The sequence below is a fragment of the Stenotrophomonas sp. STEN225 genome (assembly GCF_056756445.1).
Window position 1 is genome coordinate 16,725 of sequence record NZ_JBRRBV010000012.1, and the last position, 23,491, is coordinate 40,215.

General features: G+C 68.2%; 20 protein-coding genes and 2 pseudogenes. 18 read left to right on the forward strand and 4 right to left on the reverse strand.

The genetic code is table 11. The features are described 5' to 3' along the window. Window positions 1-3: 3 nt before the first annotated feature. Window positions 4-717: a tRNA (adenosine(37)-N6)-threonylcarbamoyltransferase complex dimerization subunit type 1 TsaB gene (gene tsaB / locus ACVOJ1_RS12905; RefSeq protein ID WP_340045075.1), complete on the forward strand. Its 714-nt coding sequence runs from the start codon at window positions 4-6 to the stop codon at window positions 715-717. 234 nt (window positions 718-951) lie between these two features. Here tsaB and ACVOJ1_RS12910 read toward each other — a convergent pair whose 3' ends face one another. Beyond that, window positions 952-1,836, reverse strand: coding sequence for a TonB family protein (locus ACVOJ1_RS12910; protein ID WP_346480515.1), 885 nt, complete (start codon window positions 1,834-1,836; stop codon window positions 952-954). Then, window positions 1,836-2,783, reverse strand: a complete 948-nt coding sequence (gshB, locus tag ACVOJ1_RS12915; RefSeq protein ID WP_065174786.1) for a glutathione synthase — start codon at window positions 2,781-2,783, stop codon at window positions 1,836-1,838. Before gshB ends, ACVOJ1_RS12910 begins: the two co-directional genes overlap by 1 nt. Before the next feature lie 241 nt (window positions 2,784-3,024). On the opposite strand from gshB, the gene pilG reads away from it, so the two are divergent. The 8 genes and pseudogenes from pilG (at window position 3,025) to ACVOJ1_RS12955 (ending at window position 14,825) form a co-directional block, all read left to right on the forward strand. Continuing rightward, window positions 3,025-3,426, forward strand: coding sequence for a twitching motility response regulator PilG (gene pilG / locus ACVOJ1_RS12920; protein WP_005418455.1), 402 nt, complete (start codon window positions 3,025-3,027; stop codon window positions 3,424-3,426). An 18-nt stretch (window positions 3,427-3,444) separates the two neighbouring features. Next, window positions 3,445-3,807 (forward strand): response regulator, encoded by a 363-nt coding sequence (locus ACVOJ1_RS12925; RefSeq protein WP_053518925.1) that lies wholly within the window; start codon window positions 3,445-3,447, stop codon window positions 3,805-3,807. Beyond that, window positions 3,807-4,337 carry a chemotaxis protein CheW gene (locus ACVOJ1_RS12930; protein ID WP_053518924.1) on the forward strand — a complete coding sequence of 177 codons (531 nt, stop codon included), beginning with the start codon at window positions 3,807-3,809 and terminating at the stop codon, window positions 4,335-4,337. The genes ACVOJ1_RS12925 and ACVOJ1_RS12930 overlap by 1 nt, the downstream gene beginning before the upstream one ends. Window positions 4,338-4,378: 41 nt before the next feature. Continuing rightward, window positions 4,379-6,415 (forward strand): methyl-accepting chemotaxis protein, encoded by a 2,037-nt coding sequence (locus ACVOJ1_RS12935; protein WP_053518921.1) that lies wholly within the window; start codon window positions 4,379-4,381, stop codon window positions 6,413-6,415. Between the two features lie 100 nt (window positions 6,416-6,515). Further along, window positions 6,516-10,553 (forward strand): annotated as a pseudogene (locus tag ACVOJ1_RS12940) (Hpt domain-containing protein); the annotation flags it as partial. A 132-nt stretch (window positions 10,554-10,685) separates the two neighbouring features. Continuing rightward, window positions 10,686-13,061: pseudogene (locus ACVOJ1_RS12945) on the forward strand (response regulator); the annotation flags it as partial. Beyond that, complete coding sequence (locus ACVOJ1_RS12950; RefSeq protein ID WP_346480517.1) at window positions 13,048-14,364, forward strand: chemotaxis protein CheB; 1,317 nt, start codon at window positions 13,048-13,050, stop codon at window positions 14,362-14,364. The pseudogene ACVOJ1_RS12945 and the gene ACVOJ1_RS12950, both read left to right, overlap by 14 nt. Beyond that, on the forward strand, window positions 14,361-14,825 hold the full coding sequence (locus ACVOJ1_RS12955) for a chemotaxis protein CheW (RefSeq protein ID WP_053518915.1): 465 nt from the start codon (window positions 14,361-14,363) through the stop codon (window positions 14,823-14,825). The genes ACVOJ1_RS12950 and ACVOJ1_RS12955 overlap by 4 nt, the downstream gene beginning before the upstream one ends. A gap of 69 nt (window positions 14,826-14,894) precedes the next feature. Here ACVOJ1_RS12955 and ACVOJ1_RS12960 read toward each other — a convergent pair whose 3' ends face one another. Together ACVOJ1_RS12960 and bioA are read right to left on the reverse strand one after the other, a co-directional pair. After that, complete coding sequence (locus ACVOJ1_RS12960) at window positions 14,895-15,632, reverse strand: 16S rRNA (uracil(1498)-N(3))-methyltransferase (protein WP_197601054.1); 738 nt, start codon at window positions 15,630-15,632, stop codon at window positions 14,895-14,897. Beyond that, on the reverse strand, window positions 15,623-17,014 hold the full coding sequence (gene bioA / locus ACVOJ1_RS12965) for an adenosylmethionine--8-amino-7-oxononanoate transaminase (protein WP_346480518.1): 1,392 nt from the start codon (window positions 17,012-17,014) through the stop codon (window positions 15,623-15,625). Before bioA ends, ACVOJ1_RS12960 begins: the two co-directional genes overlap by 10 nt. A 77-nt stretch (window positions 17,015-17,091) precedes the next feature. On the opposite strand from bioA, the gene nudE reads away from it, so the two are divergent. The 9 genes from nudE to gcvH all read left to right on the forward strand — a co-directional run bounded on the left by nudE (window position 17,092) and on the right by gcvH (window position 23,167). Beyond that, window positions 17,092-17,655, forward strand: a complete 564-nt coding sequence (gene nudE, locus ACVOJ1_RS12970) for an ADP compounds hydrolase NudE (protein WP_053520252.1) — start codon at window positions 17,092-17,094, stop codon at window positions 17,653-17,655. Continuing rightward, entirely contained in the window at window positions 17,652-18,455 is an 804-nt protein-coding gene (cysQ, locus tag ACVOJ1_RS12975) for a 3'(2'),5'-bisphosphate nucleotidase CysQ (RefSeq protein ID WP_053520253.1), read from the forward strand. The genes nudE and cysQ overlap by 4 nt, the downstream gene beginning before the upstream one ends. A 12-nt stretch (window positions 18,456-18,467) precedes the next feature. Continuing rightward, window positions 18,468-19,307 (forward strand): nucleoside triphosphate pyrophosphohydrolase, encoded by an 840-nt coding sequence (gene mazG, locus ACVOJ1_RS12980; RefSeq protein WP_053520254.1) that lies wholly within the window; start codon window positions 18,468-18,470, stop codon window positions 19,305-19,307. Continuing rightward, window positions 19,304-19,630, forward strand: a complete 327-nt coding sequence (locus tag ACVOJ1_RS12985) for a YnfA family protein (RefSeq protein WP_065182615.1) — start codon at window positions 19,304-19,306, stop codon at window positions 19,628-19,630. The genes mazG and ACVOJ1_RS12985 overlap by 4 nt, the downstream gene beginning before the upstream one ends. A gap of 68 nt (window positions 19,631-19,698) precedes the next feature. Continuing rightward, window positions 19,699-20,001, forward strand: a complete 303-nt coding sequence (locus tag ACVOJ1_RS12990) for an Mpo1-like protein (protein ID WP_053520256.1) — start codon at window positions 19,699-19,701, stop codon at window positions 19,999-20,001. Between the two features lie 66 nt (window positions 20,002-20,067). Then, window positions 20,068-21,027: an SPFH domain-containing protein gene (locus tag ACVOJ1_RS12995; protein ID WP_053520257.1), complete on the forward strand. Its 960-nt coding sequence runs from the start codon at window positions 20,068-20,070 to the stop codon at window positions 21,025-21,027. Window position 21,028: 1 nt separating this feature from the next. Beyond that, window positions 21,029-21,463, forward strand: a complete 435-nt coding sequence (locus ACVOJ1_RS13000) for an NfeD family protein (RefSeq protein WP_053520258.1) — start codon at window positions 21,029-21,031, stop codon at window positions 21,461-21,463. Window positions 21,464-21,565: 102 nt separating this feature from the next. After that, window positions 21,566-22,678: a glycine cleavage system aminomethyltransferase GcvT gene (gene gcvT / locus ACVOJ1_RS13005; RefSeq protein ID WP_053520259.1), complete on the forward strand. Its 1,113-nt coding sequence runs from the start codon at window positions 21,566-21,568 to the stop codon at window positions 22,676-22,678. A 93-nt stretch (window positions 22,679-22,771) separates the two neighbouring features. Continuing rightward, the gene (gcvH, locus tag ACVOJ1_RS13010; RefSeq protein ID WP_053520260.1) at window positions 22,772-23,167 is read left to right on the forward strand and encodes a glycine cleavage system protein GcvH; all 396 of its coding nucleotides are present in this window, start codon (window positions 22,772-22,774) and stop codon (window positions 23,165-23,167) included. The last annotated feature ends 324 nt before the right edge of the window (window positions 23,168-23,491 follow it).

Below are 23,491 nucleotides of genomic sequence, written 5' to 3' on the forward strand. Positions count from 1 at the left end.
CCGATGAAACTGCTCGCCTTTGAAACCGCCACCGAAGCCTGTTCCGTTGCCCTGCACGTAGACGGGCAGGTCCTGGAACGCTTCGAGATCGCCCCGCGTCGGCATGCCGAGCTGAGCCTGCCGTGGGCCGACGCGCTGCTGGCCGAGGCCGGTATCAGCCGCCGCCAGCTCGATGGCATCGCACTCAGTCGTGGTCCGGGTGCCTTCACCGGGGTGCGCCTGGCGATCGCCCTTGCCCAGGGCATCGCACTGGCGTTGGACCGTCCGCTGCTGCCGGTATCGACCCTGCAGGTGCTGGCGCTGCGTGCGCCGGCAGAAGAAAGGCAGATCCTGTCGGCGATCGATGCACGGATGGGCGAACTCTACATCGCGCGTTTCGAGCGCGTGGACGGCCTGCCGATGCCGTGCGATGCAGAGCGGGTGTGCGCACCGGCCGCAGTAGCGTTGCCGGACGATCTGTCGGTGTTCGGTGTCGGCACTGGATTTGGTGCGGCCGAGGGCGCGCTGGTCACGCAGCTGGGGGCAGGCCTGCGGGGGTTCGACGCCGCGGCGCTGCCGCGGGCATCGGACGTGCTGGCGTTGGCGGTGCCGGCCTTGGCACGTGGCGAGGGCATCGCGCCGGAGAGGGTGGAACCGGCCTACCTGCGCGACAACGTGGCCTTGACCCTGGTCGAGCAGCAGGCCGCGCGCGAGGCCAAGGCGAAGGCCAACGGCTGAGAGAGGCCGGGATCTGTCAGAGGCGGGGCGGTGTCGGGTGGCGGGGTATCCGCGGCATGGATGCCGCGGCTAAGCCTACACGGACGTACTTGCGGCGTCCCCGCCGCCCGGCACCGCCCCGCCAGGCGTCACTACACTGACCGCCGCTTTTGCTTTTGCTTTTGCTTTTGCTGTTGACGTTGCTGTTGCCGTTGCCTTCAGCGGGTCCCGGGCCGCAGGCCCGGGCAACACCCCCTACCGGTCGTCGCGCAGTTCGCCGCCGGGCAGGAACACCCACGTGCGGGTGACCTGCAGGATGTCGATTCCGTCCTCGGTACGCGGCAGCGGCGGGAACGGCTGTGCCAGCGTCACCACCCGCAGCGCGGCCTCATCCAGCAGCGGTGTTCCGCTTGAACGCAGGATGCGGCTGCTTTCCACACTGCCATCGCGACGCACGCCAACGCTGATGACCACCTGGCCGCCGAGACGGCGTTGCCGTGCCTCGTCCGGATAGTTCAGGTTGCCCACCTGCTCGGCGCGGTCGACCCAGGCGCGCAGGTAATTGGCATAGGCATACTCGCGCGTGCTGGCCGAGACGAATTTGCGGTTCGGTCGCTTGGCGTACTGCGCCGAGCGCAGGTGGACCTCGGCCGCCAGCCGCGCCATCTCCGCATCGCGCTGCTCGCGTGCGGTCATCGGTGCGTCCGGCACCGGTTCCAGTGGCGTTGGCTGGGCCTGCGCACGTGCCACCGTGTCCTGGCCATTGCGGCTGCTGACCACGCGGGCCTGCGGCGGTGGCACGGGCGCTGCGGATTGCTGCTGCTGTGGCACCGTGCTGACCCCGGCCTGGGCCTGCGGCACGATCCCGGCCTGGTTGTCGCGCGGACGCTGCGCGCGGTCGTGGTCACCGCCGCCTTCCTGGCTGGCGGCGGCCAGGAAGTCCGCCTGCTTCGGCGTCAGCGCGGTGCGGGTCTGGCTGAAGATCACTTCCAGCGTGGGCACCAGTGGGGCCTCGCCCTTCACGGCGAAACCCACCCCCAGGATCAGCAGGACGTGGACCAGCACCGACAGGGTGAGGGTGGCACCCAGCCGCTGCGCTTCGCGCGGCGGCGGTGGCAGGACGGCGGGTGCGGCGGGCATCAGCGCAGGCCGGCCTCGAGCGCGTCGAACAGCGTGCCGGCGATGTTCAGGCCGTACTGCGCGTCCAGTTCGCGCACGCAGGTGGGGCTGGTGACGTTGACTTCGGTCAGGTAGTCGCCGATCACATCCAGGCCAACGAAGCGCATGCCGCGGCGCTTCATTTCCGGTCCCACCTGCGCGGCGATCCAGCGGTCGCGCTCGCTCAGCGGACGGCCTTCGCCGCGCCCGCCAGCGGCCAGGTTGCCGCGGAACTCGTCGCCCTGCGGAATGCGCGCCAGGCAGTAGTCGACCGGCTCGCCGTCAATCAGCAGGATGCGCTTGTCGCCGGCACTGATGTCCGGGATGAACTTCTGTGCCAGCGCCAGCCTGCGTCCGCCATCGGTCAACGTTTCCAGAATCACGTTCAGGTTCGGGTCGCCCTGGCCGCTGCGGAAGATCGAGCGCCCTCCCATGCCATCCAGGGGCTTCAGCACGGCCTGCCCATGTTCCAGTGCGAAGGCCTTCAAGGCCTTGGCGTCGCGGCTGACCAGGGTCGGCGGACAGCACTGCGGGAACAGCAGCGCGGCCAGTTTCTCGTTGTAGTCGCGCAGGCCTTGCGGATTGTTGACCACGCAGGCGCCGGCCGCAGCGGCCACGTCCAGCACCTGGGTGTCGTAGACGTATTCGGCATCGACCGGCGGATCCTTGCGCATCAGCACGATCTGGCCGGGACCGAACTCGGTCCGGGTGAACCCGCCCAGCTCGTACCAGCCGGCGGGGTCGTCGCGGACCCGCAGCGGGGCGGTCTGGGCCACCGCCACGCCACCTTCCAGGGCCAGTCCGCCCGGCCGCACGTAGTGCAGGGCATGGCCGCGGCGCTGGGCTTCCAGCAGCATGGCGAAGGTGGTGTCCTTGGCGATCTTGATGTGGGCGATGGGGTCCATCACCACGATGACGTTCAACGGCATGGGCGCACCTGTCAGGCAAGGCGTTGATGGTAGCGGCAACGCCCGCCGTGCGCCTCCCCGCGGCGATGCAACGCTGCGTCCGTCCCCCGGGCCGCGCACCGTATGCGAACCCCGTCACGTTCAGCCCGGTAGCACGGCCCGCGTGATGGGCCGGCCTTGAAGCGGGCGCGGAAAGTGCGATATAGATACGCTTTCGTAGCGGCCCCCGCCTGAGACCGGGCCGTGCGCTTGGGGATAGGCAATGACTGAAAACACGACTGCGGGCGGGGAACTCGCAGGACTCCGGGTGATGGTCATCGATGATTCGAAGACCATCCGCAGGACTGCGGAAACGCTGCTCAAGCGCGAAGGCTGCGAGGTGGTCACCGCCACCGACGGCTTTGAAGCGCTGGCGAAGATTGCCGACCAGCAACCGCAGATCATCTTCGTCGACATCATGATGCCGCGTCTGGATGGCTATCAGACCTGCGCGCTGATCAAGGGAAACCAGCTGTTCAAGGCGACCCCGGTGATCATGCTGTCGTCCAAGGATGGCCTGTTCGACAAGGCGCGGGGGCGCATCGTCGGGTCGGAGCAGTACCTGACCAAGCCTTTTACGCGCGAAGAACTGCTGGGTGCCATCCGCACATACGTCAACGCCTGACCAGGGGGGAAAGGCACAATGGCTCGTATCGTCCTGATCGAGGATTCACCGACCGACCGCGCGGTGTTCACCCAGTGGCTGCGCCGTGCCGGCCACGAGGTGCTGGAAGCGGACAACGCCGAGGATGGCCTGCAGCTTGTCCGCGACCAGGTGCCGCAGCTGGTGCTGATGGACGTGGTCCTGCCGGGCATGAGCGGTTTCCAGGCCACCCGGGCGATGGCCCGCGACGCCGCGACCCGGCACATCCCGGTCATCATCGTCAGTACCAAGGCGATGGAGACCGACAAGGCGTGGGGGCTGCGCCAGGGTGCGGCCGACTACATCGTCAAGCCGCCGCGCGAGGATGAACTGATCGCGCGGATCAACGAACTGGTGGCCTGATGCGCTCGCCTTTCGACATTCTCGAAGCCTACGAACGGCGCAGCCTGGCCCATGCGGTGCAGCTGCCGGGCCGGCAATTCGTCCAGGACCTGTGGCGAGGCGTCGGCTATCGCGTCGGCCAGCGCCGGCTGGTGTCCGATTTCCGCGAAGTGGTGGAGATCGTGCCGATGCCGCCGGTCACGCCCGTGCCCTGCGCGCAGCCCTGGCTGCTGGGCGTGGGCAACCTGCGCGGCAACCTGTTCCCGGTGGTCGACCTGAAGTACTTCCTGGAAGGCACACGCACCGTGCAGCAGGAAGGGCAGCGCGTGCTGATCATGCGCCAGGCCGGCGGTGACGTCGCACTGACCATCGACGAACTGTTCGGCCAGCGCAGCTTCGAAGCCGACCAGCAGATCGAGGCCGGCAGCCTGGCCGAGGGTCGTTACGGGCACTTCGTCGAGCGCGGTTTCCATGCTGACGGCCAGGACTGGGGCGTGTTCTCGCTCTCGCTGCTGTCGCGCACTCCTGAATTCCGGCAAGCCGCGGCCTGAGGCCGGGCATCGCCCCCTGCACTGAAGATCGAGGTTGAACGATGAGTACTGCTTCGGACGCCACCAAGACCGGCAAGCTTCGGCTGGGCGGCAGCAACCTCTGGCTGGCCCTGCTGCTGGCATCGATGATCCTGTTCGGCGTCAATACCGGCGTGGCGACCTGGCAGGGCAGCCGCCTGGCCGATGCCGGTTCCAAGGCCGCGGACCTGCAGGTGCTGTCGCAGCAGCTGGCCAACCAGGGGCGTGACGCGGTGGGCGGCAATGCCCAGGCGTTCACTGCCTTCAAGGCCACCCGCAACGCGATCGAACAGAATGTCTCGACGCTGCAGGGGCGCTACGGCAAGGAACCGGGCGTGTCGCGGGCGATCTCGACGCTGGGTGAAACCTGGGCGCCGCTGGGCAAGCAGGCCGGGCAGCTGGTCGCCAGCGAGCCGGCGGTGCTGGCCCTGGCCGGCAATGCCAACAACTTCACTGGCGCGGTGCCGGGGCTGCAGGCGCAGCTGAACGAGGTGGTGCGCGCGATGTCGGCTTCGGGTGCACCGGCCGCGCAGGTATACAGCGCGCTGCAGCAGGTCGTGGTGGCCGGCTCGATGGCCCGACGGGTCACCGAAATGCGTGCGGGCGGCTCTTCGGCGGCCGCCGCGGGCGACGCACTGGCGCGTGACATCACCGTGTTCTCGCAGGTGCTCGACGGCCTGCGCAACGGCAACGAGGAACTGGGCATCACCGCAGTGCGTGGCCCGGCCGCCGTGGCCGCGCTGGAGCAGTCGCACACCCAGTGGCAGGCGATGAAGGCCGATGCCGATGCGATCCTGGCCAGCTCGCGGCAGCTGTTCGCCGCGCAGTCGGCGGCCACCGCGCTGGGCCAGGGCTCGGCGCACATGCTGGATGACAGCCGCAAGCTGTTCGAAGCCTTCTCTTCGTTCGGCTCGGTGTCCGATACCCGCCTGTTCCCGAACTTCTGGATCGGTGTAGCGTCCGGTGCGCTGTCGCTGATCGCGATCATCGGTTTCGTCTCCACCAACGTGCGCAGCCGCTCGCGTGAGCAGGAGCTGCGCTACCAGACCCAGGTGGAGTTCAACAGCCGCAACCAGCAGGCGATCATGCGCCTGCTGGACGAAATCTCCTCGCTGGGCGAGGGCGACCTGACCGTCAAGGCGTCGGTGACCGAGGACATGACCGGCGCCATCGCCGACGCAATCAACTACGCCGTCGACGAACTGCGCCACCTGGTGACGACCATCAACGACACCTCGGCCAAGGTCGCGCTGTCCACCCAGGAAACCCAGGCGACGGCCATGCAGCTGGCAGAAGCAGCCGGCCACCAGGCCAACCAGATCACCTCGGCCTCGGACCGCATCGGCGAAATCGCAGCGAGCATCGAGCAGGTTTCGCGCAACTCGGCCGAATCGGCCGACGTAGCTCAGCGCTCGGTGGTGATTGCCGCCGAGGGTGCCGGCGTGGTCCGCGAGACCATCCAGGGCATGGACCAGATCCGCGACCAGATCCAGGAAACTTCCAAGCGCATCAAGCGCCTGGGTGAGTCGTCGCAGGAGATCGGCTCGATCGTGGAACTGATCAACGACATTTCCGAACAGACCAACATCCTGGCATTGAATGCAGCGGTGCAGGCCGCGTCGGCGGGCGAAGCGGGCCGCGGTTTCGCGGTCGTGGCCGACGAAGTGCAGCGCCTGGCAGAGCGCACATCGGGCGCCACGCGCCGTATCGAGAACCTGGTGCAGGCCATCCAGGCCGACACCAACGAGGCCGTCACCTCGATGGAACAGACCACCGCCGAAGTGGTGTCCGGTGCACGTCTGGCCGAAGACGCCGGTACGGCACTGACCGAGATCGAGCGCGTGTCCAATGCACTGAACACCCTCATCAAGAACATCTCCATCGCGGCCCAGCAGCAGTCCGCAGCCGCGTCGGACATCACCCGCACGATGGGCGTGATCCGCCAGATCACCGGCCAGACTTCACAGGGTGCCGGACAGACCGCGGAGTCGATCGGCCACCTCGCGCAGCTGGCTGCCGACCTGCGTCGTTCGGTCGCCGACTTCAAGCTGCCGGCGTGACGCGGGCAGGGCGAAGAGCAAGGAACCCGTCGATGAAGCATTTCCATTCCCCACGCCAGATCCAGCGCGGCCTTCGCGCGGCGGCGACCGGAGCCTGTCAATGAGCACTCTGCGCGATGCGATGAGCCACGCAGCGCTGGGTTGGGTCAAGCCCGAGCTGGACGAGACCCTGCGCCAGGTGCGCAACGAGGTCGAGTACTACGCCGAGGATCCGTCCGATGCCAGCCGCATGCGCATCTGCGCCGGCCACCTGCACCAGGTGCAGGGCACCCTGCGCATGGTCGAACTGTACGCCCCGGCAATGGTGGCCGAGGAGCTGGAGCAGCTCGCCCATGCGATCGGCAGCGGCCAGGCGTCTGATCGCGACGAGGCCTGCGCCACGCTGATGCGCGGCAGCGTGTTGCTGCCCGACTATCTGGAGCGCCTGCAGAACGGCCACCGCGACATTCCGATCGTGCTGCTGCCGCTGCTCAATGACATCCGCGCCGCGCGCGGTGCGGCCGGCATCAACGAAAGTGTCCTGTTCGCGTTCGCTCCCGACAGCGTCACCGCCACCGAAGCCGAGCTCGACCATGCGCGCGGCAGCCTGAGCGGGCGCAACCGCGAACTGCTCGATACGGTCGGCAGCGCGGTGAAGGAAGAGCTGCTGCGCATCAAGGATGCGCTGGACCTGCATCTGCGCACCGGCGGTGCGGCAGAACAGCTGCAGACGCAGGCCGACGAACTGGGGGCCGTGGCCGATACGCTGGGCATGATGGGCCTGGGCGTGGCCCGCGGCGTGGTCGTGCAGCAGCGCGACGCGCTGCGCGGCGTGGTCGAGGGCCGCCAGCAGATCGACGAGAACCTGTTGCTGGACATCGCCGGCGCGCTGCTCTACGTCGATGCGTCGCTGGATGACCAGGTTGCCCATCTGGGTGCGGATGGCAGCGGCGAGGATGACCCTGCCGCCGTGGAAAACCGCCGTACCGTCGAGGTGCTGGCACACGAGGCCATCGCCAATTTCGCTGCGGCCCGCGAGCACTTTGTCGCGTTCATCGAAACCAGCTGGAACCACGCGGAACTGCAGGACGTGCCGCGCCTGCTCGGCGACGTCGCCGGTGCACTGCGGATGCTCGACCTGGGGACTGCCGCCGACTACCTGCGCGGCGTGCAGCAGTACATCGACGCCGAGCTGATCGGTCGCCAGCGTGTGCCCAGCGGGCGCCAGCTGGATACGCTCGCCGACGCCATGGCCAGCCTGGAGTACTACCTCGAAGCCCTGCGTGATCGTCGTCCGGGCCGTGAGGACATTCTGGAGATCACCCGCAGCAGCCTGGAAGCGCTGCGCTACTGGCCGCTGCCGGAGCGCGCCGCGATCGACGAGGCGCCGCAGGGCGTGCAAGCGGTCGAGCGCGAGGCGGTAGACCTGCAGGTGATGCCATTGCAGCCCGGCCACGTCGACATCGATGTGAGCACGGCCGCGCCCGCCGCCGGCAGTGTGGCTGCCGCCCTGCCGGACTTCGTCTTCGATCCGCCGCTGGCACCGCCAGTGACCGACAACGGGCTGATGTTCGGTGGGTTGTCGGTACCGGTCGCGGTACCCGGGACGACGCCCGATGCCGGTAGCTCGCTGGTGTTCGCCGCGTCCAGTGCACCGGCCCCGGCCGTGCCGCAATGGGACCTGGCTGCTGTGGAGGTCGGTGCCGGGTACGCGGATGATGCACATGCGCCGGCCTTGGCCAGCGACGAAACGATCGATCCGGTACCGGCCGAGGTGCCGCAGTGGACGCTGTCCCAGGTGGACGACATGGCGGATGCACCGTCGGTGTCCGGCGACGACACGGTGGCGTTCGCGTCCGCCGGTACACCGGACATTACGTCGGCGCCGGTATTCGATCCGGTGGCCGCCGAGCATGGCGCCGCGGATGTGGCGGCTGATGAAGTCGTATTCCGTTTCGACGCCGATGCACTGGACAACGCCGACGACGTGCTGTCCTTGCATGCGATGGAAACGCTGGTGCTGGAAGACGACGCAGACCTGCATCCGGTGCTGGACAGCGTTGATGCGGAGCCAACGGATCCGATCACGCTCGCCGCGGACGCATCGCCTGCCGCAGATGCAGCACCGGCGGTGGCCCTGATCGAGATCGACACCATCGCACCGATCGATTTCAGCGAGGCCGATGCCCGGTTCTTCGCTGAACTGAGCGCCGCCGCGGAGGACTTCAACCCGCGGGCGATGCCATCGGCCGCCGACGCGCCGGTCGCGATCACGGCTGCGTCCGAAGCGGGCTTCGATGCCGGCTTCGACGATGATGCGGAGAACATCGACGAGGACATCCGCGAGGTGTTCCTGGAAGAGTTCGACGACGAGCGTGCCAACCTCGGAACGCTGCTGCCGGCATGGCACGCGCAGCCGGACAATCTGGACCGGCTGCGGCCGATCCGCCGCATCTTCCACACCCTCAAGGGCAGCGGCCGCCTGGTCGGTGCGCGGACGCTGGGCGAGTTCGCTTGGAAGATCGAAGGCATGCTCAACCGTGTGCTTGACGGCAGCCGTCCGGCCACGCCGGCCGTGCTGGCGATGGTTGATCACGCGCATGCCGCCTTGCCGCAGCTGAGCGACGCACTGCGTCATGGCCAGCGCATCAGTGTCGATCTGCAGGCGATGCAGGCCGTTGCTGATCGCGTGGGTGCCGGCGAAGAGACGTTCTACGTGCCGCTGCCGGCTGCGGCGCCCGCACCGGTGGCGCCGGCGGCGGAAGAAGGCGAGGACGAGATCAGCCGCATTCTCGAAGCGGAAGCGGCGATGACAGCCGACGCCGGGAACGCGACCGCGGTCGAGGGCACTCCGGCCAATATCGACAGCGTGCTGCGCGAGATACTCGAAGCCGAGGTGGAGGTCCACCAGGCAACCCTGCAGGCGTGGCTGCGCTCGGCGCAGCAGGCACCACAGCCGGTGAGCGATGCGCTGCTGCGCGCCGTGCACACCATGAATGGCGCCTTCGCGATGACCGAGGTGCCGGAGATCACGGCGGTCACGGGCGGCGCCGAATCCTATATCAAGCGGGCCCTGGCTGCCGATGTGGTGCCGGGCGACGAGGGCGTTGCTGCGCTCGACGCGACCGCGCAGGCCATTACCGCGACCATGGAAGCACTGCAGGCGGAGCAGCCGCGCATTGCGCCTCAGCCTGCGCTGGTACAGCGCCTGCAGGCCCTGGCCGGCGAACTGCCGGAAGCGCGCTGGCCGCTGGTGGGGCTGGATGACGAAGAGGCGCTCGCGACCGATGGAGAGCCTGCGCACGAGGTGGACGCGCAGCTTCCTGCCGATGCGCAGAGCGACATCGACGCCGAAATCAACGCCGGGATCGACAGTGCACCTGCTGACACCCATGACGTGCCCGCAGCCGATCCGGCGAAGGACGGACTGGACGTGGCCGAGCTCACGGCCAGTGATGACCTTTCGCGCTACTTCGACGCCGGCTGGCCGTCGCTGGGCGGTACCGGACAGGAGGCCGCAGCCACGCTGCCGCCGGTCGCGCTCGCTGCCGATGAATCCGCAGCGGAAGTGTCATCGGCGGTCGCCGATGCGCCCCCCGCGCTGGCCGAAGACGCCGCGCTGACAGGCGCGGACGACCTGTCGCCGTACCTGGACGCCAGCGCGCTGCCGGTCGACGACCGTGATGCGGATGAGGCGGCGGACGCCGCTGCGTTCACCGAAACGATCGACCTGAATACGTCGTGGGATGACGTGGAAGGGTTCGATGCGAGTGATGACGCTGCTGCACTGCCACTCGACAGCACGCTGTCGAGCCTGCAGGATGACATGGCTGCGCCGGGTTTTGCGGAACCGGTCACATTGGAAGCTGCGCTCGAAGCCGGCCTGCATGTGATCGACGAAGAGCAGACTCCGGCCGACGACGGGCAGTGGTCCGTGCTCGGCCTGCAGGCCAGCGAACTCGCGCCGGGCGAGGCGGATGCCTTTGCCGAGGATGCGGACGTCGGCGGGGAGACGGCGGTCGGTGAAGGAGAGAGCGCCGACCCGCCGTCCCCGGCGACGGTGAATGCCGGGGAGTCCCTTGCAGAGCCTGCGGTCGATCCGCAGCCGGCAGCCGCGCCGCCGTCGCCGTTCTTCGAGATGGAAGACGCGCCGGGCCAGGGCAGCGGCGCTGCCGGACCGGGCGGTTCCACGCCGGTCGAGGGTCCGGTTGCCGAAGATGACGTGCCGGCACACGAGCCGATCGAGCCGATGCCGGAACCGGAACCGGAACCGGAACCGGAACCGGAAGGCAGCGTGGGCGAGGAGCCTGCCGATCTGCTTGACTTCACCGTGTATGACCGCGAGCTGGTCGACATCTTCGTCGAAGAAGGCAAGGACCTGCTTGATCACTGCGATGGCCTGATCAGCGAGCTGCGCGATGCGCCGCAGGACCGCGAAGTGCTTGCCGGCCTGCAGCGTGACCTGCATACGCTGAAGGGCGGCGCACGCATGGCCGGCATCAACGCCATCGGCGACCTCGGCCACAGCATCGAATCGCTGCTGGAGGTGGTCGCGGCGGGGCGCACCGAGATCGAGCGCCGCGACGTGCAGCTGCTCGAGCGCGGTTTCGATCGCCTGCACCAGCTGCTGACCCGTACCGGCGAGCATCGTGTGGTGGAACCGGCGCAGGACCTGGTCGATGCTTTCGAGGCACGTACCGCCACCGATCCGGCAGCGGCTGCCGCCGTCGGCACGGCTGGCCCGGTGGAGACTGAAACCACCGTCGTACCCGCGAACGTTGCCCTGGTCGATGCACCGCTGTCCGCGCCGTTGCCGGTCGAAAGCACGGTCGAGGACGATCCGCTGGCACGTCCCCAGCAGGAGCAGGTGCGCGTGCGCGCGGATCTGCTCGACCGCCTGGTCAATCACGCAGGTGAGGTGGCGATCTACCGGTCGCGCCTGGAGCAGCAGCTCGGTGCCTTCCGCGGCGCGATGGGCGAGCTCGAACGTACCAACGCGCGTCTGCGCGACCAGCTGCGTCGCCTCGACCTGGAGACCGAAGCGCAGATCGTTGCCCGCTACCAGCGTGAGCAGGACCAGGCCGACCAGAAGTTCGATCCGCTGGAACTGGACCGCTTCTCCACCCTGCAGCAGCTCAGCCGTGCGCTGAACGAGTCCGCCGCCGACCTGGGCGGCCTGCAGGGCGTGCTGGACGATCTCTCGCGGCAGTACGATGCCCTGCTGCAGCAGCAGTCGCGCGTCAGTTCGGAACTGCAGGATGGCCTGATGCGTGCACGGATGGTGCCGTTCGACGGCCTGGTGCCGCGTCTGCGCCGCGTGGTGCGCCAGGCCGGCATCGACACCGGCAAGCAGGTCCATCTGACCCTGGAAGGCACCCATGGCGAACTGGACCGCAACGTCCTCGACCGCATGGTCGCGCCGCTGGAGCACATGCTGCGCAACTCGGTGGCCCATGGCCTGGAGGCGCCGGAGCAGCGCCGTGCCGCCGGCAAGCCGGAAGAGGGCGAGATTGCCATCCGCCTGCATCGCGAAGGCTCGGAAATCGTGCTGGACGTGGCCGATGACGGCGCCGGCCTGGATCGGGAGGCGATCCGTCGCCGCGCGATCGACCGTGGCCTGCTGGCCGCCGACGCGCAGCCTGCCGATCATGAACTGGACAACCTGATCTTCGCATCGGGCTTCTCCACCGCCGACCAGGTCAGCCAGCTGGCAGGCCGCGGCGTGGGCATGGATGTGGTGCGCAATGAAGTGCGCCAGCTGGGTGGTTCGGTCGATATCCAGTCGGTGCGTGGCCAGGGCGTGCGTTTCACCCTGCGCCTGCCGCAGACGCTGGCCGTTACCCAGGCCGTGTTCGTGCAGATCGGCGAAACCACCTTTGCCGTGCCGGTGGCTTCGGTCAGCGGTATTGGCCGCCTCTCGCGCGAGCGCTTCGAGGCCGCCGACAGCAGCTATCGCTACAGCGGCGAAGACTATCCGCTGTACGACCTGGGCAGCCTGGTCGGCCAGGCACCGGCACGTGCCGAGGGCCAAGCGCAGGTGCCGCTGCTGCTGGTCCGCGCCGGCGACCTGCGAGCTGCCGTGGCGATCGACCAGGTGCTGGGCAACCGCGAAATCGTGGTCAAGCCGGTCGGCCTGCAGATCGCATCAGTGCCGGGCATCTACGGTGCCACCATCACCGGCGATGGCCGCGTGGTGGTGATCCTGGACGTGGCGCCGCTGGTGCGTCGTTACCTGGCCAACCCGACACCGCCGGTGCTGGTCAATGCGCCGCGTCAGGAACGGCAGGTGCCGCTGGTGATGGTGGTCGACGACTCGCTGACCATGCGCAAGGTCACCGGCCGCATCCTGGAGCGCCACAACTTCGAGGTCAGCGTCGCCCGCGATGGCGTGGAGGCGCTGGAGCGGCTGGAGGAGCGTGTTCCCGACCTGATGCTGCTGGATATCGAGATGCCGCGCATGGACGGCTACGAGCTGGCCACCGCGATGCGCGCCGACCCGCGTTACAGGGACGTTCCGATCGTGATGATCACCTCGCGCAGCGGCGACAAGCACCGGCAGCGCGCTTTCGAGATCGGCGTCCAGCGCTACCTGGGCAAGCCTTATCAGGAGCTGGACCTGATGCGTAACGTGTACGACCTGCTGGGGATCGCCCGTGTCCGAGAGTGAAGCCAACCCGGCCGTCGCCCTGCTGGCCCGGCCTGGCGCGGCGCGTGAGCGCCTGCGCGAAGCACTGGCGCACGCCGACGTGCAGATCGTGCTGGAAGACGACCCGAATGGCCTTGAACCGCAGGCGCTGCATGACGCGCGGCCGCAGTTCGTGGTGATCGCACTGGAAGCGGCGGTCGAGGACGCACTGGAACGCCTGGAGCCCGTGCTGTTGGCCCCCGGCCTGACCCTGGTGTTCGACGAAGCCGAGCTGGCCGCGCGCCGGAACGGCTGGGAGGCGCAGCGCTGGGGGCGTCACCTGGCCGCCAAGCTGCATGGACACCAGCAGGTGCTGCCGCCGGGCGCCGAGGACGAACCGGCCCTGCAGCTGGAGCCCGGTCGTCCTGCGCCGCCACCTGCACCGCAGGAGGCGGCGCTGCAGACGCACCTGCAACAGGCACACCGCTGGGCCGACGACGTGCCAGCCGATGGCCTGTACGCACCGCCGGCGCAGCTGCATGAACCGGTCGCGTTCGAACACGCTCTGGCCGCGCTGCAGCCGATCGTGCCCGAACCGCCGGAAGCGCCGGTCGCACGGATGGAACCCCCCGCGGCACCGTCGGTGGCGTTCGATCACACCGCGTGGTCGCTGGTGGACGAGTCGGCCGATGCCGCCACCCCGGCGTACGCCGCAGCGGAGGTCGAGGCGCGCTCATCGTCGTTCGATACCGACCACCTGAGCCTGGTCGACCTGGATGCGGCCGCCCCGCCCGGCGCACGCGCGGGCGCGCTGCTGGTGCTGGCCGGGATCGGTGGCCCTGATGCGTTGCGTCGCCTGCTGGGCGCGCTGCCTTCGGCATTGGCGGTGCCGGTGCTGGTGCACATGCGCCTGGATGGGGGCCGCTACGGCAATCTCGTCAAGCAGATGGCGCGTGTCTCGCCGCTGCCGGTGCAGCTGGCCGAAGCCGGCCAGCGCGCCACGCCCGGGCAGGTGCATGTGCTGGCCGATGACATCGGCGTCCGCGCGGCCAGCGACGGTCTGCATTTCCTGACCGACGCGCAGGGCATCTCGATTGCCGCGTTGCCGGCCCAGTACACCGCACTGGTACTGCTCAGCGGTGCCGATCTGGGCCATGTCGGGCCGGCGCTGGACCTGGCTGCCGCCGGCGCGTGGGTGGCCGGACAGGTGGGGGAGGGATGCTACGACCCGGCCGCCGCCACCGCCGTGGTGGCCGCCGGCATGGCCGCTGGCGAACCGCAGGAACTGGCGCAGATCATCGCCGCGCGCTGGGGCGAGGGTGACCACAACGGAGAGGCTCCATGAGTTACGCCAGCAACGATGAAATCCGTGGTGTCCTGATCCAGGCCGGCAACGAACGCGTGCTGCTGCCCAATGCCACGGTGGCTGAAATGATGTCGCGGGTGCCGGTGCAGCCGGTGGCCGACGCCCCCCGCTGGCTGGTCGGCGAGATCGCCTGGCATGGCTGGCAGGTGCCGCTGGTGTCATTCGCACGGCTTTCGGGGCTGGGGGACGAGGCAGCCGGTGTCCACAACAAGGTGGTGGTACTGAAGGCGCTCAGCGGCGATCAGCAGCGGCCGTATTACGCGTTGCTGACCCAGAACTTCCCGCAGTTGATCTCGGTGCCGCGCGATGGCCTGCTGGCCGATGCGTCGGAGGAGACCCTGCCGCAGATCGTGCACATGCGCGTACTGCTGGGTGAGCAGAGCGCGCTGCTGCCGAATCTGGACGCACTGGAAAGCGCGCTGGCTTCACTGGCGGCCTGAGGCCGCCCCCGGACACAGGCCGCCGGGCATGGCCCGGCGCTGCCGTTGGCGTGCAGGTTGTCGGTGGACCTAACCGAGATCACCCAGCCGCGCCTGCAACGCGGCGATCGCGGCCAGCCCGGCGGTTTCCGTGCGCAGGATGCGCGGGCCCAGCTGCAGGCCCTGGAAGCCGGCGGCGGCCAGCTGCTCGCGGTCGCGTGGCGACCAGCCGCCCTCCGGACCAATCGCGATCACGATGCCGCCCGCGGGCGCCGCTGCCAATGTCGACAGCCGGTGCGAACCCATCGGGTCCAGGGTCAACCGCAGCGTATCGGCGGGCAGCGCAGCGGTCGCCTGCGCCAGCGACAGCGGGGCACCCACCCGTGGAATGCACGCGCGCCCGGACTGGCCACAGGCCGACTGCACGACGTTGTTCCAGTGCGCCACGCGCTTTTCCGCACGGGCCGCGTCCAGCTTCACCTCGGTACGTTCCGCGTTCACCGGCAGGATGCTGCTGACGCCGAGTTCGGTGGCCTTCTGCAGGATCAGGTCCATCTTTTCGCCGCGCGCGATGCCCTGCATCAGGGTGATGGCCAGCGGCGATTCGATGTCGATGGCCTGCACGCTGTCGATGCGTGCCTGCACTTCGCGCTTGCCGACCACGGTCAGCGTCGCAGCGTAGTCATGGCCATCGCCGTTGAACAGGACGCAGCCATCGCCTTCGCGCAGGCGCATCACCCGCACCAGGTGGTTGGCGGTCTCCTCGGGCAGGGTCACGGTCTGGCCGCTGTGCAGCGGCAGGTCGATGGGACAGCGGGTCACGCGCATGCAATCGCCTCGTCGATGGCGGCCAGCGTGGTATGCGCCAGCAGATCCAGTTGTTTGTCGTCCACGCAGTACGGTGGCATCCAGTACAGCACATCGCCCAGCGGGCGAAGGACCACGCCGCGCTTCAGTGCTGCCTTGTACGCGTGCAGGCCGAGCCGCAGTCCGGGGTCGAAGGGCGTGCGCCTGTCGCCGCCGCGTGACAGTTCGAATGCCACCACCATGCCGGCCTGGCGCACATCGGCCACATGCGGGTGGTCGGCAAACGGTGCCGCGAGGGTGCCCATCACCGATGCGGTGCCGCGGTTGCGCGCGATCAGATCGTCGCTGCCGAAGATGTCCAGCGTCGCCAGCGCCGCAGCGCACGCCAGCGGATTGCCGGTATAGCTGTGCGAGTGCAGGAACGCACGCTCGCGGGAGTCGTCGAGAAAGGCGTCGTACAGGGCCTGCGTGGCCAGGACCGCGGCCAGCGGCAGGAACCCGCCGGTCAGGCCCTTGGACAGGCACATCAGGTCCGGCATCACCCCGGCCTGTTCGCAGGCGAACATCGTACCGGTGCGACCGAAGCCGGTGGCGATCTCGTCGGCGATCATGAACGCACCGTGCGCGTCGCACAGCTCACGCACGCGCTGCAGGTACACCGGATCATGCATGCGCATGCCACCGGCGCACTGCAGGCGGGGTTCCAGGATCACCGCGCATACTTCACCGGGGTGCTGGTCGAACAGCGTCGCCAGGCCATCGGCGGCCTGGCGCGCACGCTCGGCGGCGCTCTGCCCTGGCTCGGCCAGGTAGGCGTCGGGCGAGGGTGCGAACAGCCCTTCGGCCAGCAACGGCGCGTACACCCGCCGGTACAGTGGGATGTCGCCCAGCGCCAGCGCACCGAGCGTTTCACCGTGGTAGCCGTTTTCCAGCGCGATGAAACGCGTACGCCGGGTCTCGCCGCGGTTATGGAAGTAATGGAAGGCCATTTTCAGTGCCACTTCCACCCCGGCCGAGCCGTTGTCGGCGTAGAACACCTTGGCCAGCGGATCGCGCCCGGCCTGCCGCGGGGCCAGTGCCAGCAGGCGTTCGGCCAGGGTGATCGCCGGCTCATGGCTGAAGCCGGCCAGCATCACCTGTTCCAGCTGGCCGGCCTGGGCCGCGATGGCGGCGCCGATGCGGGGCTCGGCGTGGCCGAACAGATTCGTCCACCAGCTGCTGACGGCATCCAGATAGCGGTTGCCGTCATGGTCGATCAGCCACGCACCCTCGCCGCGCGCGATCGGCACCAGCGGCAGGGTGTCGGGATGCTCGCGCATCTGTGTGCACGGATGCCACAGCACCTGCAGGTCGCGTTGCCGCCAGTGCAGGGCCAGCGGGGAGGGGGTTGGGTCTGCTAGCATTTCGGGCTCATGAACATGTTGCTGCCTGCACATTCTATCGGCCCCGGCGCCCGCGTCGGCCGCCGCGGAGATTCCGCATGAACGATGACCGTGCCAGCCGTCGCCTGCCGATCATCCATCGGATCACCGATGAAGAGAACGGTCCCTTCCAGCGCCAGCATCTGGATCTGGAATTCTCCAATGGTGAACGCCGCCGCTTCGAGCGCCTGGTCAGTCGTGGCCACGGTGCGGTGGTGGTGGTGCCCATGCTCGACGACGAGACGGTGCTGCTGGTGCGTGAATACGCGGCCGGGGTACATCGGTACGAGCTTGGCCTGGTCAAGGGCCGGATCGATGCCGGCGAGACCCCCGAGCAGGCCGCCGATCGCGAACTGAAGGAAGAGGCCGGCTATGGCGCGCATCGGGTCGATGTGCTGCGCGCCATGACGCTGGCGCCGACGTACATGAGCCACCAGTCGTGGCTGGTGGTGGCGCGCGACCTGTATCCGGAAAAGCTGATCGGTGACGAGCCCGAGGAGCTGGAGGTGGTGCCCTGGAAGCTGTCCGAGCTGGACCGGTTGATGCTGCGCGAGGACTTTTCCGAGGGCCGCTCGCTGGCGGCGTTGTTCATCGCCCGCCAGTGGCTGCAGGGAGCCCGATGATCAAGCTGACCACGGATCTGCGCGAGACCGCGATCGCCATCGCGCAGGAAGCCGGCCAGGCCATCATGCAGGTCTACGCCGAAGGATTCGACGTGCGGATCAAGGACGACAACAGTCCGGTGACCGCCGCTGACCTGGCCGCCAACCAGGTCATTGAGCAGGGTCTGCGGCAACTGACCCCGGATCTGCCCATCCTGTCTGAAGAGTCGGCCCAGGTGCCCTGGGAACTGCGCCGCCATTGGGGCGCCTACTGGCTGGTCGATCCGCTTGACGGTACCCGCGAGTTCGTCAAGCGCAACGGCGAATTCAGCGTCAACATCGCCCTGATCTACCAGGGTGCCCCGGCGTTTGGCGTCGTGCTGGCGCCGGTCACCGGCATTCTGTGGCACGCCATGCGCGGCGAACTGGCGTACCGCCGGCAGGGACTGCACGACACCGTGCTGCGCACGCGCAGCCCGGCGACCGCTCCGCTGCGGGTGGCGGCAAGCCGCTCCCACCGCTCGCCGGAAACCGAAGCGCTGCTGGCGCGCATGGGCCGCATCGAGACCATCGCCCAGGGCTCGTCGCTGAAGTTCTGCCGCATTGCCGAGGCGGGCCTGGATGTGTACCCGCGGCTCGGCCCGACCTCCGAATGGGATACCGCCGCCGGCCAGTGCGTGCTGCACGCGGCGGGCGGCGCGGTCCTCTCGGCGGCGACCGGCAAGCCCTTCCGCTACAACCGCCGCGAGACGCTGTTGAACGGCGATTTCATCGCCCTTGGCGATACCAGCCTGCCGTGGCGCGACTGGTTGTCCGACTGACCTGGAGGCCGCATGAGCGCGCATGACACCCCCACCGCCGGCAGTGCCGCCAGCACCGAACTGGAACGCCTGCTGGCGATCATGGCCCGCCTGCGTGATCCGCAGGGCGGCTGCCCGTGGGACCTGGAGCAGGACTTTGCGACCATTGCCCCATACACCATCGAGGAAGCCTACGAAGTCGCCGACGCGATCGATCGCGGTGACCTCGATGATCTCTGCGACGAGCTCGGCGACCTGCTGCTGCAGGTGGTATTCCATGCTCGCATGGCCGAAGAGCAGGGGGCGTTCGCTTTCGCAGAGGTTGCCCGCGCGATCAGCGACAAGATGCAGCGCCGCCATCCGCATGTCTTCGCCGATGTCAGCGTCGATGATGCCGATGGGGTCATGCGCAACTGGGATGCGATCAAGCGCGCGGAGCGGGCAGCCAAGGGCGAACAGGACCATTCCGCCCTGGCTGGAATCTCGCGGGGCCTGCCGGAGTGGCAACGCGCGGTGAAGCTGCAGTCGCGCGCGGCCAAGGTGGGCTTCGACTGGCCGGGCCCGCTGCCGGTCCTGGACAAGGCCGCCGAGGAACTGCAGGAACTGCGCGAGGAGTTCGAGCGCGGCGACATCGCCGGCAACAAGGCGCGGCTGCAGGAGGAACTGGGCGACCTGTTGTTCGTCTGCGCCAACCTGGCCCGCCACGCCGACATCGACCTGGGCGCCGCGCTGCGCGGTGCCAACCACAAGTTCGAGCGTCGCTTCCGGGCCATGGAGGCACAGGCCGAGGCACAGGGCACATCCCTCGCCTCGCTGGACCTGGACGCGCAGGAAGCGCTCTGGCAGCACGCCAAGGCCGCCGAGAAGGAATGAAGACACTCGGCCTGTTCCTGCTGACCGCGCTGGCCGAGATCGTCGGCTGCTACCTGCCGTGGCTGTGGCTGCGCAAAGGAGGCAGCGTCTGGCTGCTGCTGCCGGCGGCGGCCAGTCTGGCCCTGTTCGCCTGGCTGCTGACCCTGCATCCGACCGCCAGTGGCCGCGTCTATGCCGCTTACGGTGGCGTGTACATCGGCACCGCGCTGTTCTGGCTGTGGCTGGTCGATGGCGTCCGGCCCAGCCGCTGGGATCTGCTGGGTGCTGCACTGTGCCTGGCGGGCATGGCGGTGATCATGTTCGGGCCGCGCCAGCCGGGCTGACCGCCGGCAGTGCCAGGCCCGCCGGAAGGGGGCATGATGGGGCGGATCGTGGCGTTGGGAGTGCGCACATGTCCCGTTTCTCCAGCTTCCGTGACTTCTATCCGTTCTATCTCAGCGAGCACCGCCATCCGGTGTCGCGGCGCCTGCACTTCATCGGCAGCTGCGGCGTACTGCTGCTGGTCGCTGCGGCGATCCTGCGCGGCCAGCCGCTGCTGCTGTTGACGGCATTGGTCTGTGGGTACGGGTTCGCTTGGGTGGGGCACTTCTTCTTCGAGAAGAACCGCCCGGCCACGTTCCGCCATCCGCTGTACTCGTTCCTGGGGGACTGGGTGATGTTCATCGACATCCTGCGCGGGCGGGTGCGGTGGTGAGAACGTGTGCACGCCGCATTCACACGCTATGCTCGGGGTTGGACGTCTACCGATAAGGAAAGCCTGATGTTCCCGACCATGTTCTTTACCGTGGTACTGGCCTTCGTGGCCGTGGTCATCCTGTTCAAGGCCGTGCGCATGGTGCCGCAGGGATATGAATGGACTGTCGAGCGGTTCGGCCGCTACACCCACACCATGACCCCCGGCCTGCACTTCCTGATCCCCATCGTGTACGGCGTGGGGCGCAAGGTGAACATGATGGAGCAGGTGCTGGATGTACCCAGCCAGGAAGTGATCACCAAGGACAACGCCGCCGTGCGCGTCGACGGGGTGGTGTTCTTCCAGGTGCTGGACGCCGCCAAGGCCGCCTATGAGGTGGCCAACCTGGAAGTGGCCATGATCGCTCTGGTCCAGACCAACATCCGTACCGTGATCGGCTCGATGGACCTGGACGAATCGCTGAGCCAGCGCGAGGTGATCAATGCCCAGCTGCTCAGCGTGGTCGACCATGCCACCAACCCGTGGGGCGTGAAGGTGAACCGCATCGAGATCCGCGACATCCAGCCGCCCCGCGATCTGCTCGACGCGATGGCGCGGCAGATGAAGGCCGAGCGCGAGAAGCGTGCGCAGATCCTGGAGGCGGAAGGCTCGCGGCAGTCGGAGATCCTGCGCGCCGATGGCGAGAAGCAGGCCACGGTGCTGGAGGCGGAAGGGCGGCGCGAGGCAGCGTTCCGCGATGCGGAGGCACGCGAGCGCCTGGCGGAAGCCGAAGCGATGGCGACCAAGGTGGTGTCGGCGGCGATCGCCGAGGGCGATGTGCAGGCGATCAACTACTTCGTCGCCCAGAAGTACGTGGAAGCGTTCAAGGAACTGGCCAGCTCGCCGAACCAGAAGCTGGTGCTGATGCCGATGGAGGCCAGTGGGGTGATCGGCTCCATCGCCGGCGTGGCCGAGCTGGCCAAGCAGGCACTGGCCAGCCAGGACAACAAGGCGGCCGGCAAGCGACCGCCGCCGATCGGAGGCTGACATGCGCTGGGACGTCGTCGCCTGGGGGGCGCTGGCCCTGCTCCTGTTCGCTGCGGAGGCTCTGCTGCCCGGCGCGTTCATGCTGTGGATCGGCATCGGCGCTGCAGCGGTGTTCGTGCTGGTGGCGATCTTTGCCGGCATCCCGCTGCTGTGGCAGGTGGTCGCCTTCGTCGTGCTGAGCGTGCTTTCGATCCAGTGCTACCGGCGCTGGGGCAGGTCGCGGGCACGCGCCAGCGACAAGCCGTTGCTGAACCGCCGCGCCGAGCAGCTGATCGGTCGGGTGGTGCCATTGCAGCAGGGCATCACGGACGGGCAGGGTCGGGTCAGCATCGACGATGCGTACTGGCAGGTCAGCGGTCCGGAACTGCCGGCCGGGGCACGGGTGCGGGTGGTCGCGGTGCAGGGCAGCACGCTGGTGGTTGAAGCGGCCAGCTGAGCCTGCGGGCGGTACGTGCGCGAACCGCTGCGGTGCGGCACGCCCGTGGGCGATCGATCTGGGATAATGGGGGTTCTTGTTTCCTCTGCTGCCGGAACGGTCATGACCCAGAAGACGCTGCTCAACGATACCCACCGCGCCCTCGGCGCCAAGATGGTCGATTTCGGGGGTTGGGACATGCCCATCCACTACGGCTCGCAGCTGGATGAGCACCACCTGGTGCGTCGCGAGGCCGGCGTGTTCGACGTCAGCCACATGACCGTGGTGGACCTGCGCGGCGAGCAGGTCAAGCCGTTCCTGCGCCGCCTGCTGGCCAATTCCATCGACAAGCTGAAGGTGCCGGGCAAGGCGCTGTACTCGTGCATGCTCAATGCCGAAGGCGGCGTCATCGATGACCTCATCGTCTATTACCTGGGCGAGGACTTCTTCCGCATGGTGGTCAACGCCTCCACCCGCGAGAAGGATCTGGCCTGGCTGCGTACGCAGGCCGCTCCGTTCAACGTGTCCGTTGAACAGCGTCCTGACCTGGCCATCCTCGCGGTGCAGGGGCCGCAGGCGCGCGAGCTCGTCATTGGTCTGGTCGGCGCCGCCGACCGCGAGGCGCTGGGCAAGCTCGGCCGCTTCGCCGCGCTGCAGGTGCGGTCCGATGAGGGCGTCGAACTGTTCGTTGCCCGTACCGGTTACACCGGTGAGGACGGTTTCGAGATCCTGCTGCCGCAGGAGGCCGTGGTCGGGTTCTGGAACCGCCTGCTGTCTGCAGGCGTGAAGCCGGCTGGCCTCGGTGCCCGCGACACCCTGCGCCTGGAGGCCGGCATGAATCTGTACGGCCAGGACATGGACGAAGCCATCAGCCCGTACGAAGCCGCACTGGCCTGGACGGTGTCGCTGGACGAAGGCCGTGACTTCATCGGTCGCGACGTGCTGGAAGCGCAGAAGGCCGCCGGCAATGCGCGGCAGATGATCGGCCTGGTGATGGACGAGAAGGGTGTCCTGCGCCACGGTCAGGTAGTCACCACGGCCGGCGGCCAGGGCGAAATCCTGTCCGGCACCTTCTCGCCGACGCTGGCCAAGGGCATCGCCTTTGCCCGAGTGCCGGCAGGTGACCTCGGCCAGGTCACGGTCGATATCCGTGGCCGGCAGGTGCCGGTGCGCGTGGTCAAGTTCCCCTTCGTGCGCGAAGGCCAGGCCCAGCCCGGCGTGCTCGCCGACGCCTGATCCGAACGTGCCGGACGTCACTGACAGCAGTGGCGGCTGGTTGGTTACACTAGCCCCGTTTTTTCCACCCCCTGCAAATCCTGGAGCAGTCCCATGAGCGAGATCCCCGGCGACCTCAAGTTCCTCAAGTCCCACGAGTGGGCCCGTGTCGAAGGCAATGGCCGCGTTACCGTCGGTATTTCCGACCACGCCCAGGGCCTGCTGGGTGACCTGGTCTACGTCGAACTGCCGGAGGTCGGCGCCGACGCCAAGGCCGGCGAGCAGATCGCTGTCGTCGAGTCGGTGAAGGCGGCCTCGGACGTCTACAGCCCGATCAGCGGCAAGGTCGTCGAGGTCAACTCGGCGCTGTCCGACAAGCCGGAAACCATCAACGAAGATGCCTACGGCGAGGGCTGGATGTTCGTGGTCGAACTGTCCAACGCCGAAGAGATCAACGAGCTGCTGGACCCGGACGCTTACGCCGAAGTCCTGGAGAACGACGACCACTGAGTCGTTGTTTCCTGGTTTGAAAACGGCCACCTTCGGGTGGCCGTTTTCGTTCCGGCGACCGCGCCGGACTCATGACGCCCGGTTCGCTGCACACCCACGACGCGGCATCAGACGCTTCGGAAGGGTGTCTTCGGACGCGCGCAGTTTTGCGCAAATCCGCGTTTCCACCCCGCGCCGGCACGTTCGAATGTGAAAACTTTTCCTGCCTCGTTGCGGCCCCGTTGTGGTGGCGCGGCAGGCCGCTGCGATACGTAGCCCGGGTGCGCGCGCGAGGTGGCGCAGGAGTGGCACGCATCTACGCAGAGTGCTTATTTCAAGTGTTTT

Excerpts from the sequence above, each read along its gene's own strand:
- tsaB (WP_340045075.1), top strand. The coding sequence starts at position 4 with ATGAAACTGCTCGCCTTTGAAACCGCCACCGAAGCCTGTTCCGTTGCC.
- ACVOJ1_RS12910 (WP_346480515.1), bottom strand. The coding sequence starts at position 1,836 with ATGCCCGCCGCACCCGCCGTCCTGCCACCGCCGCCGCGCGAAGCGCAG.
- gshB (WP_065174786.1), bottom strand. The coding sequence starts at position 2,783 with ATGCCGTTGAACGTCATCGTGGTGATGGACCCCATCGCCCACATCAAG.
- pilG (WP_005418455.1), top strand. The coding sequence starts at position 3,025 with ATGACTGAAAACACGACTGCGGGCGGGGAACTCGCAGGACTCCGGGTG.
- ACVOJ1_RS12925 (WP_053518925.1), top strand. The coding sequence starts at position 3,445 with ATGGCTCGTATCGTCCTGATCGAGGATTCACCGACCGACCGCGCGGTG.
- ACVOJ1_RS12930 (WP_053518924.1), top strand. The coding sequence starts at position 3,807 with ATGCGCTCGCCTTTCGACATTCTCGAAGCCTACGAACGGCGCAGCCTG.
- ACVOJ1_RS12935 (WP_053518921.1), top strand. The coding sequence starts at position 4,379 with ATGAGTACTGCTTCGGACGCCACCAAGACCGGCAAGCTTCGGCTGGGC.
- ACVOJ1_RS12955 (WP_053518915.1), top strand. The coding sequence starts at position 14,361 with ATGAGTTACGCCAGCAACGATGAAATCCGTGGTGTCCTGATCCAGGCC.
- ACVOJ1_RS12960 (WP_197601054.1), bottom strand. The coding sequence starts at position 15,632 with ATGCGCGTGACCCGCTGTCCCATCGACCTGCCGCTGCACAGCGGCCAG.
- bioA (WP_346480518.1), bottom strand. The coding sequence starts at position 17,014 with ATGCTAGCAGACCCAACCCCCTCCCCGCTGGCCCTGCACTGGCGGCAA.
- nudE (WP_053520252.1), top strand. The coding sequence starts at position 17,092 with ATGAACGATGACCGTGCCAGCCGTCGCCTGCCGATCATCCATCGGATC.
- cysQ (WP_053520253.1), top strand. The coding sequence starts at position 17,652 with ATGATCAAGCTGACCACGGATCTGCGCGAGACCGCGATCGCCATCGCG.
- mazG (WP_053520254.1), top strand. The coding sequence starts at position 18,468 with ATGAGCGCGCATGACACCCCCACCGCCGGCAGTGCCGCCAGCACCGAA.
- ACVOJ1_RS12985 (WP_065182615.1), top strand. The coding sequence starts at position 19,304 with ATGAAGACACTCGGCCTGTTCCTGCTGACCGCGCTGGCCGAGATCGTC.
- ACVOJ1_RS12990 (WP_053520256.1), top strand. The coding sequence starts at position 19,699 with ATGTCCCGTTTCTCCAGCTTCCGTGACTTCTATCCGTTCTATCTCAGC.
- ACVOJ1_RS12995 (WP_053520257.1), top strand. The coding sequence starts at position 20,068 with ATGTTCCCGACCATGTTCTTTACCGTGGTACTGGCCTTCGTGGCCGTG.
- ACVOJ1_RS13000 (WP_053520258.1), top strand. The coding sequence starts at position 21,029 with ATGCGCTGGGACGTCGTCGCCTGGGGGGCGCTGGCCCTGCTCCTGTTC.
- gcvT (WP_053520259.1), top strand. The coding sequence starts at position 21,566 with ATGACCCAGAAGACGCTGCTCAACGATACCCACCGCGCCCTCGGCGCC.
- gcvH (WP_053520260.1), top strand. The coding sequence starts at position 22,772 with ATGAGCGAGATCCCCGGCGACCTCAAGTTCCTCAAGTCCCACGAGTGG.